We start from the raw sequence: 8,368 nt of genomic DNA, 5'->3' as shown, positions 1-8,368 counted from the left end.
CCCGTCCCCGTCCCCGTACCAGGTCAGCCGGGATCGACCCCTGATCCGGCATAAAGGACACCGCGATCGTCGGATCGCGAGTCATTCGTCCGCCTGCTGCTCCTCGATCTCGTCTGCGTTGCCGGCGAAACACGTCGAGAGCGCTTGGATGCTGTAGTTGTCGGGGAAGGCGAAGAACCGGATCGTCTCGACGCGATCGCCGCCGCGCGCGACCATCGCTGGCCCCTTGGTGTCGGCGAGTCGGTCCACGGTCATACCGGCGGACCTCCAGATGTCGGAGGCTGCAGCAGCATCCGCCTCCGCGTCACCGGACTCTGATCGAGCAGCTCGGTACACCCACCGGGCGCCTTCTTCGTCGCTCGACAGCTGGCAGCTCTCGACGTAGTCGGGAGACGTCCGCGTTTCCCACTCGCCGCCGAGCGCGGCGGTCGTCTGATCGACGATGTCGATCATGGTGCGCTTCGCAGTGTCCGCGTCCATGGAAGACGTCCTTTCGGTCGGTCGGGGTGCACCACGCTGTTGCCCGGCACATCCGGCGGTTGCGACGACGAGTGCCAGGAGCACTGCCGTCGTCGCCATGGTGCGACAGGCAGAGTGTCGTGCGTTCATGTGCCTCCTCGTTCGTCGGACCGGGTCACTGAGACCGCGTCCCGGTGAGCAACTCGTCCTGACCTGTGGTGGCGAGTGCGACGTTGTGGAGTGACTCGGTACCACGGTCCAGGTAGCCCCGGTGGTCCTTGAACACCGGAGCGTGGTGCAAGACCGACGAGAGGGTCTGCCCCTCGCTTCCTGTCCCGCCGTCGGCGCCGAACAGGGTCGCTCCGAAACTCTGCGCGGTCGGGTCCACGTGATGGCCGAAGCTCTTCTCCCGGCCGAACGTTGCCCATTCGTCACCCTCCCCGGTATTGCCGGTGGGGCCGTCCTTCGCCTGAGCCGCGAAGACGTGGTCCGCGTGCAGCTGCTCCGCACCGTCGAGACCATCGGGTAGCCCAGCAGAACCGAGCGCGACGAATCGATCGATGTGGACACCCCGCTCGGCCAGGGCCACCGCGCCGGTGGTCGTGCCGTAGGAATGCGCCACCACGTTCGTCTCGACGTGATCAGTTCCACGGACGACTGAGAACCCGCGAATCGAGTCGGCGAGCCGCTGGCCGCCCTTCTTCGCCTTGTCCATGAGGAGCACGTCCTCGGGCCCCGGTGTGGCGTAACCGACCCAGGCGACCACTGCTCGATCCGGAGCGCCTGCGACATCGGTCTGCTCGTCTGCGATGTTCTGAGCCGCCCTCGCCCACGTTGTCATGTCCGCTGTCGTGGTGTCCATCCCCGGGACAGCCCAGGTCACCGACTGTGCACGGTCGAGATCCCCGATCGAAACGGCAGCCAGCGGCGGGTGATGATCGGTGAGCGAGATGAGGAAGCGCTTGCCGTCGGAGCCCTTCTTCGTCAGCGCAGCGTTGATGTTCCGCAGGGCCTTGCGGTCCGCGTACAGCGCCGTGAGCTCCTGCGCCAACGCCCGTGAGCCGGTTCGGGTTCGGTCGACGGCTCGGGGTCGGTGAAGCTCTCCCAGGCGTCGACGACCGATCGCCCCGCGGCACCGGCGAAGGCCTCGGCCCCGGATGCCGCCCGCTTCCGGTCGGCATCACGTGCCTTCCACTCGGCGTGGTCACGCAGCCGCTGCCGTTCACGCTCAGCAGCATTGACGGCGGCGTCGATCTGGTCGGCGAGGTCGACCAGCACCCCCGCCAACCGTGCTCGGTCCTCGGCCTCGATCGCCGCGGCGCTTCCGAACCGCTCGGCGTATGCGCCCTCGAAGTCATCGAGTGCCCCTCCGACCGCCCCGGAGCGACGGCCAGCCTGCCCGCGGAGCGTCTCGGCCGCCCGACGCGCCACCCGCGCCGCCGACCTCGCCTCGTGCACGTCGAACGCGATGTCCCCCACGATCACTCCCCCGCATCGTTCCCCTCGGCTGACACATTACCGGACGCGGCGACGCGCGGCACCCATGGACCGGAGGCGTGAAAAACGACGGCACCGACCGGTGCTGCCGCTCAGAGCACGTCGCCCCGACCGCTGAGCTTCAGCGCGTCGACGACGCCCTTGACGCGCTGCGCGTGCTCGCTCGTCGTGACGAGCAGGGCGTCGGGGGTGTCCACGACGACGATGTCGTCCACACCGATGAGCGAGATGAGCCGCTGGCTGTGCGCGACGACGATGCCGCTCGACGAGTCGGCCAGGATCCGGGCCCCGTCACCGAGCACGGCGAGGTTGTTCGCCCGTCCACCGGACTGCAGCTTCGCGAGCGAGGCGAAGTCGCCGACGTCGTCCCAGTCGAAGTCACCGGGGACGACGGCCATCCGACCGGCGGCCGCGGCGGGCTCGGCGACGGTGTAGTCGATCGCGATCTTCTCGAGGGCGGGCCACACCGCGTCGACGACCGCACCGCGCGACGAGGTGTCCCACGCGGCGGCGAGCTCCTCGATGCCGGCGAGGAGCTCGGGCTTCGTCCGGCCGAGCTCGGCGAGGAGGACGTCGGCGCGCGCGATGAACATGCCCGCGTTCCAGAGGTAGTTACCCTCCTCCAGGTAGCCGCGTGCCGTGTCGAGGTCGGGCTTCTCGACGAAGGAGCGCACGCCGTGCACCGTGGTGGCGCCGTCGACGTCGAGGGTCCCCTCGGTCGCGTGGATGTACCCGAAGCCGACCGCGGGCTCGGTCGGGGTGATCCCGATCGTGGTGACGTACCCGGCGCGGGCTGCGGCGACGGCCTCGCGGACCGAGCGACGGAAGCCGCGTGCGTCGCCGATGACGTGGTCGGCGGCGAACGAGCCGATGACGACGTCCGGCTCGCGACGGTGCAGGATCGCCGCTGCCAGGCCGATCGCGGCGGTGGAGTCCTTGGGCTCGCTCTCGAGCACGACGTTGTGGTCGGCGACCCCGGGCAGCTGCGCCTCGACCGCGGCGCGGTGCGCGCGCCCGGTGACGACCATGATCCGCTGGTCACCGGCGAGCGGGGCGAGCCGGTCCCACGTCTGCCGCAGCAGCGACGTGCCCGACCCGGTCAGGTCGTGCAGGAACTTGGGCGCGTCGGCGCGCGACAACGGCCACAGCCGGGAGCCGATGCCGCCGGCGGGGATGATCGCGTAGAAGTCCTCGAGTTCGTGTTCCACCCGCCCACCGTACCGGTGTCGCCGGGCACCCATCGGTCGCTTCCCGCACGCTCCGTGCGGGAGACCGCACCACCCGCCACCGCCTCCGCCGCCGCGCGCCACCGGCGCCCACCGCGCCACCGCGCCACCGCGCCACCGCGCGCCACCGGCGTCCACCGCACCACCTGCCCGACCGCGCCCCGCCCACCGGGACCGCACCGCGCCTCCCGGCCGCTGTTCACCTCCTGCCTGCCGCGCGTTCACGCGCGCCGCCCCGCCCGGTCACGGACGCGCCGCAGCATGGGCCGTGCCATGAACGCACGCAGCGTGGAGCGCGACACGGTCCAGCGGACCGTCGCCGTCGTGACCGAGAGCTTCCTGCCCACCCTCAACGGCGTGACCACCAGCGTCCTCGCGGTCCTCGACCACCTGGAACGCCGCGGACACCGCGCGGTCGTCATCGCGCCGGACACCCCCGGACTCGCGCAGTTCCGCTCGAGGACGCAGCTCGAGCGGTACCGCTCCTTCGACGTGCACCGCGTCCCGGCGGTGGCGTACCGCCAGTTCCCGGTCGCCCTCCCCCACCCCGTGCTCGACACGATCCTCGCCGCCTCCGGCGCCGACGTGCTCCACGCCGCGAGTCCGTTCCTGTTGGGTGGGCGCGCCATCACGGCGGCCGGGAGGCTCGGCATCCCCTCCGTCGCCGTCTTCCAGACCGACGTGGCCGGGTTCGCCCGCCGCAACGGCCTGACCGCGACCGTCCCGCTGGTGCGCAGGATCCTCGGCCGCATCCACGCCGGGGCCTCGCTGACGCTCGCCCCGTCGAGCGCGACCGCGGCGATGCTCGCCGAGGACGGCGTGCCGCGGGTCGCGCGGTGGGGCCGCGGCGTCGACACGACGCTGTTCCACCCGGACCGCCGCCGGTCGGACGCCGTGCGGGCGGCGCGACGCCGCATCGCCCCGGGCGGCGAGACGATCGTCGGCTACGTCGGGCGGCTCGCGCCGGAGAAGGAGGTCGAGCGGCTCGCCGAGCTCGGCGGGGTGCCCGGCATCCGGGTGGTGGTGGCGGGCGGCGGGCCCTCGCGCGCGTCCCTCGAGCGGCGGCTCCGGCACCTCGACGTCACGTTCACGGGGCCGCTCCGCGGGGAGGCGCTGGCCGACGCGTACGCGATGCTCGACGTGTTCGTGCACACCGGTCCGGCGGAGACGTTCGGCCAGACCCTGCAGGAGGCGCACGCGACCGGGCTCCCGGTGGTGGCCCCGGCTGCGGGCGGCCCGCTCGACCTCGTGGCACCCGGGCTCGACGGGGAGCTCTACGACCCGGTCGTCCCGCAGGCGCTCCGACGCGCCGTGCTCGGGCTCGTGGGCGACCCCGCGACCGCCGCGCGGATGGGCTCGGCCGGACGCCTCCGCGTCGAGGGCACGACCTGGGAGGCGGTCGGCGACCAGCTCCTCGCGCACCACGACAGCGCCCGCACGATCGGCGCGCCGCCCGCGGTCTCGCGCACCGCGCGGGCCGGATGGGACGAGAAGGTCAGCGCACGCGCATAGGATGGGTCGTGTTCCACACGAACACGAACGGCAAGGGCTCGCCGATCGCCGAGCCCGTCCTATGGGAGGACTTGCTCATGGCCGAGCAGACCGCGAGCGGGACGGCGACCGCCGAACCGCGGGTGACGATCGAGGCGCCTCGCGCATCTCGGAAGCTCGAAGGAACGCTGTACCGCGGGTCCACGGGGATGTGGTCGTGGGTGCTCCACCGGATCACCGGTGTCGCGATCTACTTCTTCCTGCTCGTGCACATCCTCGACACCGCACTGGTGCGCCTGTCGCCCGAGGCATACAACGCGGTCATCGGCACGTACAAGACACCGATCATGAACATCGGTGAGATCGCCCTCGTCATGGCGATCGTCTTCCACGCCCTCAACGGTCTCCGGATCATCGCGATCGACTTCTGGTCGAAGGGCCCGAAGTACCAGCGCACCATGTTCTGGGTCGTCCTGGTCGTGTGGGCGATCCTCATCGCGGGCTTCCTCCCGCGCCAGCTCATGAACCTCGTCGCGGACTTCCAGTAGGCGAAGGGACGGACCAGAAGATGACCACGCAGACCGTCGAGCCACCGCGCTCCGCCGCCGCAGCACGCCGCACCACCAACTGGGAGAAGTGGGGGTGGATCTACATGCGCGCGTCGGGTGTCTTGCTCGTCGTGCTCATCTTCGGCCACCTCTTCGTGAACATGGTCGCGGGCGAGGGCGTCAAGCAGATCGACTTCGCCTTCGTCGCCGGCAAGTGGGCGAGCCCGTTCTGGCAGGTGTGGGACTCCCTGATGCTCGTCCTGGCGCTCGTCCACGGCTCGAACGGCATGCGGACGATCATCAACGACTACGTCGCCAAGCCGGGCATCCGGAAGACCCTCCTGCTCGCGGTCGCCATCGCCTGCGTCGCGCTGGTCGTCCTCGGCCTGCTCGTCTGCTGGACGTTCGACCCGTGCCCCGCGGGCGCCGCCGCAGCGGACCTGCCCTCGTTCTGCCCCGCGCAGTAGCCCTCCCGCCGCGGCCCGACGCAGCACGTCCCACGAGCACGAACGCCGCGCGACGCACCCCGACGCGCGACATCTCCACCCCGGAAAGGCCCCAGTGACCGAGACCACCGTTCACCACCACCAGCACGACATCGTCATCATCGGCGCGGGCGGCGCGGGCATGCGTGCCGCGATCGAGGCGGGCCCGAAGGCGAAGACGGCCGTCATCTCGAAGCTGTACCCGACCCGGTCCCACACCGGTGCGGCGCAGGGCGGCATGGCCGCGGCGCTCGCCAACGTGGAAGAGGACTCGTGGGAGTGGCACACCTTCGACACGGTCAAGGGCGGCGACTACCTCGTCGACCAGGACGCCGCCGAGATCCTGGCGAAGGAGGCGATCGACGCCGTCATCGACCTCGAGAACATGGGCCTGCCGTTCAACCGCACGCCCGAGGGCAAGATCGACCAGCGCCGTTTCGGCGGCCACACCCGCGACCACGGCAAGGCCCCGGTCCGCCGGGCCTGCTACGCCGCTGACCGCACCGGCCACATGATCCTGCAGACGCTGTTCCAGAACTGCGTGAAGCTCGGCGTCGAGTTCCACAACGAGTTCTACGCGCTCGACCTCGTCATGGTCGAGGTCACGGGCGACGACGGCGTGACCCGCGAGCAGCCGGCCGGCGTCGTGGCGTACGAGCTCGCGACCGGTGAACTGCACGTGTTCCACGCCAAGGCCGTCGTCTTCGCGACCGGCGGCTTCGGCAAGATGTACAAGACGACCTCGAACGCGCACACGCTGACCGGCGACGGCGTCGGCATCGTCTGGCGCAAGGGCCTGCCGCTCGAGGACATGGAGTTCTTCCAGTTCCACCCGACCGGCCTGGCCGGCCTCGGCATCCTCCTCACCGAGGGCGCCCGTGGCGAGGGCGCCATCCTCCGCAACGCCTCGGGCGAGCGCTTCATGGAGCGCTACGCCCCGACCATCAAGGACCTCGCGCCGCGCGACATCGTGGCGCGCTGCATGGTCCAGGAGGTCGCCGAGGGCCGCGGCGCCGGACCGAACAAGGACTACGTGCTGCTCGACTGCACGCACCTCGGTGCCGAGGTGCTCGAGACGAAGCTGCCGGACATCACCGAGTTCGCGCGGACGTACCTCGGTGTCGACCCGGTGGTCGAGCCGGTGCCCGTGATGCCGACCGCCCACTACGCGATGGGCGGCATCCCGACCAACACCAACGCCGAGGTCCTGTACGACAACACGACCGTCGTGCCCGGCCTGTACGCCGCCGGCGAGTGCGCGTGCGTCTCGGTGCACGGCTCGAACCGTCTCGGCACGAACTCGCTGCTCGACATCAACGTGTTCGGCAAGCGCTCCGGCAACAACGCCGCCGCCTACGTGCAGACCGCCGACTTCCTCCCCCTCCCCGAGGACCCGGCCGCCGGCGTCCGCGACATGCTCGACCAGCTCCGTGCTTCGACCGGCACCGAGCGCATCGCCGTCCTGCGCAAGGAACTGCAGGAGGAGATGGACAAGAACGCCCAGGTGTTCCGCACCGACGAGTCGCTCGGCAAGATGACCGAGACGATCCACACCCTGCGCGAGCGCTTCCGCAACGTCGCCGTCCAGGACAAGGGCAAGCGCTTCAACACCGACCTGCTCGAGGCCGTCGAGCTCGGCTTCCTGCTCGACCTCGCCGAGGTCGTCGTGTTCTCCGCCCGGAACCGCAAGGAGAGCCGCGGGGGCCACATGCGCGACGACTTCCCGAAGCGCGACGACGAGAACTACATGCAGCACACCATGGCGTACCTGACGGGCGACCCGCACTCGTCCCTCGCCGACGACCACATCACGCTCGACTGGAAGCCCGTCGTCATGACGCGCTACGAGCCGATGGAGAGGAAGTACTGATGACCGACACCCTGGTCTCCGACGCGCCCCGCACCGACACCGTGCAGGACGCCCCTCCCGGATCGTTCCCCGTCACGGTCATCGTGCGGCGGTTCGACCCGGACGTCGACGACGAGCCGCGCTGGCAGGACTTCGACGTCATGATGCTCCCGACGGACCGCATCCTCGACGCGCTGCACAAGATCAAGTGGGAGCAGGACGGGTCGCTGACCTTCCGCCGCTCCTGCGCGCACGGCGTGTGCGGTTCGGACGCCATGCGCATCAACGGCCGCAACCGCCTGGCGTGCAAGACGCTGATCAAGGACCTCGACGTGTCGAAGCCGATCTACGTCGAGGCGATCAAGGGCCTGCCGCTCGAGAAGGATCTGGTCGTGGACATGGAGCCGTTCTTCCAGTCCTTCCGCGAGGTCCAGCCGTTCCTGCAGGCGAACAGCAAGCCGGAGAAGGGCAAGGAGCGCGTGCAGTCCGTCGCCGACCGCGCCCGCTTCGACGACACCACCAAGTGCATCCTCTGCGCCGCGTGCACCTCGTCGTGCCCGGTGTTCTGGACCGACGGCCAGTACTTCGGGCCGGCCGCGATCGTGAACGCGCACCGCTTCATCTTCGACTCGCGCGACGACGCCGCGAACGTCCGCCTCGACATCCTCAACGACAAGGAGGGCGTGTGGCGCTGCCGCACGACCTTCAACTGCACCGACGCCTGCCCCCGTGGCATCCAGGTGACGAAGGCGATCTCCGAGGTCAAGCAGGCGATCATGCGCGGCGGCGCGTGACCGTGGCAGCGCACGCGGC

General features: G+C 70.4%; 9 protein-coding genes. 5 read left to right on the top strand and 4 right to left on the bottom strand.

Going from position 1 to position 8,368, the window contains the following annotated elements; all coding sequences use genetic code 11:
- Positions 1-81: 81 nt before the first annotated feature.
- From BEP24_RS03745 to BEP24_RS03730, 4 genes are all read right to left on the bottom strand, one after another.
- Positions 82-480 carry a hypothetical protein gene (locus BEP24_RS03745; protein ID WP_065960387.1) on the bottom strand — a complete coding sequence of 133 codons (399 nt, stop codon included), beginning with the start codon at positions 478-480 and terminating at the stop codon, positions 82-84.
- Between the two features lie 154 nt (positions 481-634).
- A complete protein-coding gene (locus tag BEP24_RS03740; protein ID WP_065960385.1) occupies positions 635-1,510 on the bottom strand; it encodes an alpha/beta hydrolase in 876 nt (291 codons plus the stop codon).
- Positions 1,444-1,944 (bottom strand): hypothetical protein, encoded by a 501-nt coding sequence (locus BEP24_RS17395; RefSeq protein WP_065960384.1) that lies wholly within the window; start codon positions 1,942-1,944, stop codon positions 1,444-1,446. Before BEP24_RS17395 ends, BEP24_RS03740 begins: the two co-directional genes overlap by 67 nt.
- A gap of 104 nt (positions 1,945-2,048) precedes the next feature.
- A complete protein-coding gene (locus tag BEP24_RS03730) occupies positions 2,049-3,197 on the bottom strand; it encodes a mannose-1-phosphate guanylyltransferase (protein ID WP_065960383.1) in 1,149 nt (382 codons plus the stop codon).
- Between the two features lie 258 nt (positions 3,198-3,455).
- Between BEP24_RS03730 and BEP24_RS03725 the strand changes: the two genes are divergently transcribed.
- From BEP24_RS03725 to BEP24_RS03705, 5 genes are all read left to right on the top strand, one after another.
- Complete coding sequence (locus BEP24_RS03725; protein WP_253181553.1) at positions 3,456-4,694, top strand: glycosyltransferase family 1 protein; 1,239 nt, start codon at positions 3,456-3,458, stop codon at positions 4,692-4,694.
- Between the two features lie 77 nt (positions 4,695-4,771).
- Positions 4,772-5,221 carry a succinate dehydrogenase, cytochrome b556 subunit gene (gene sdhC, locus BEP24_RS03720; protein WP_083230049.1) on the top strand — a complete coding sequence of 150 codons (450 nt, stop codon included), beginning with the start codon at positions 4,772-4,774 and terminating at the stop codon, positions 5,219-5,221.
- A 20-nt stretch (positions 5,222-5,241) separates the two neighbouring features.
- Positions 5,242-5,688: a succinate dehydrogenase, hydrophobic membrane anchor protein gene (gene sdhD / locus BEP24_RS03715; protein ID WP_065960378.1), complete on the top strand. Its 447-nt coding sequence runs from the start codon at positions 5,242-5,244 to the stop codon at positions 5,686-5,688.
- 94 nt (positions 5,689-5,782) lie between these two features.
- Positions 5,783-7,576, top strand: a complete 1,794-nt coding sequence (gene sdhA, locus BEP24_RS03710) for a succinate dehydrogenase flavoprotein subunit (protein WP_065960377.1) — start codon at positions 5,783-5,785, stop codon at positions 7,574-7,576.
- A complete protein-coding gene (locus tag BEP24_RS03705; RefSeq protein WP_065960376.1) occupies positions 7,576-8,349 on the top strand; it encodes a succinate dehydrogenase iron-sulfur subunit in 774 nt (257 codons plus the stop codon). Before sdhA ends, BEP24_RS03705 begins: the two co-directional genes overlap by 1 nt.
- The last annotated feature ends 19 nt before the right edge of the window (positions 8,350-8,368 follow it).

The sequence above is a fragment of the Curtobacterium sp. UCD-KPL2560 genome, from assembly GCF_001705035.1.
Lineage (GTDB): Bacteria > Actinomycetota > Actinomycetes > Actinomycetales > Microbacteriaceae > Curtobacterium.
The sequence above is the reverse complement of the archived record's forward strand: the minus strand, read 5'-3'. Positions and strand labels throughout refer to the sequence as shown.

Excerpts from the sequence above, each read along its gene's own strand:
- sdhC (WP_083230049.1), top strand. The coding sequence starts at position 4,772 with ATGGCCGAGCAGACCGCGAGCGGGACGGCGACCGCCGAACCGCGGGTG.
- BEP24_RS03725 (WP_253181553.1), top strand. The coding sequence starts at position 3,456 with ATGAACGCACGCAGCGTGGAGCGCGACACGGTCCAGCGGACCGTCGCC.
- BEP24_RS03745 (WP_065960387.1), bottom strand. The coding sequence starts at position 480 with ATGGACGCGGACACTGCGAAGCGCACCATGATCGACATCGTCGATCAG.
- sdhD (WP_065960378.1), top strand. The coding sequence starts at position 5,242 with ATGACCACGCAGACCGTCGAGCCACCGCGCTCCGCCGCCGCAGCACGC.
- BEP24_RS03705 (WP_065960376.1), top strand. The coding sequence starts at position 7,576 with ATGACCGACACCCTGGTCTCCGACGCGCCCCGCACCGACACCGTGCAG.
- BEP24_RS03730 (WP_065960383.1), bottom strand. The coding sequence starts at position 3,197 with ATGGGTGCCCGGCGACACCGGTACGGTGGGCGGGTGGAACACGAACTC.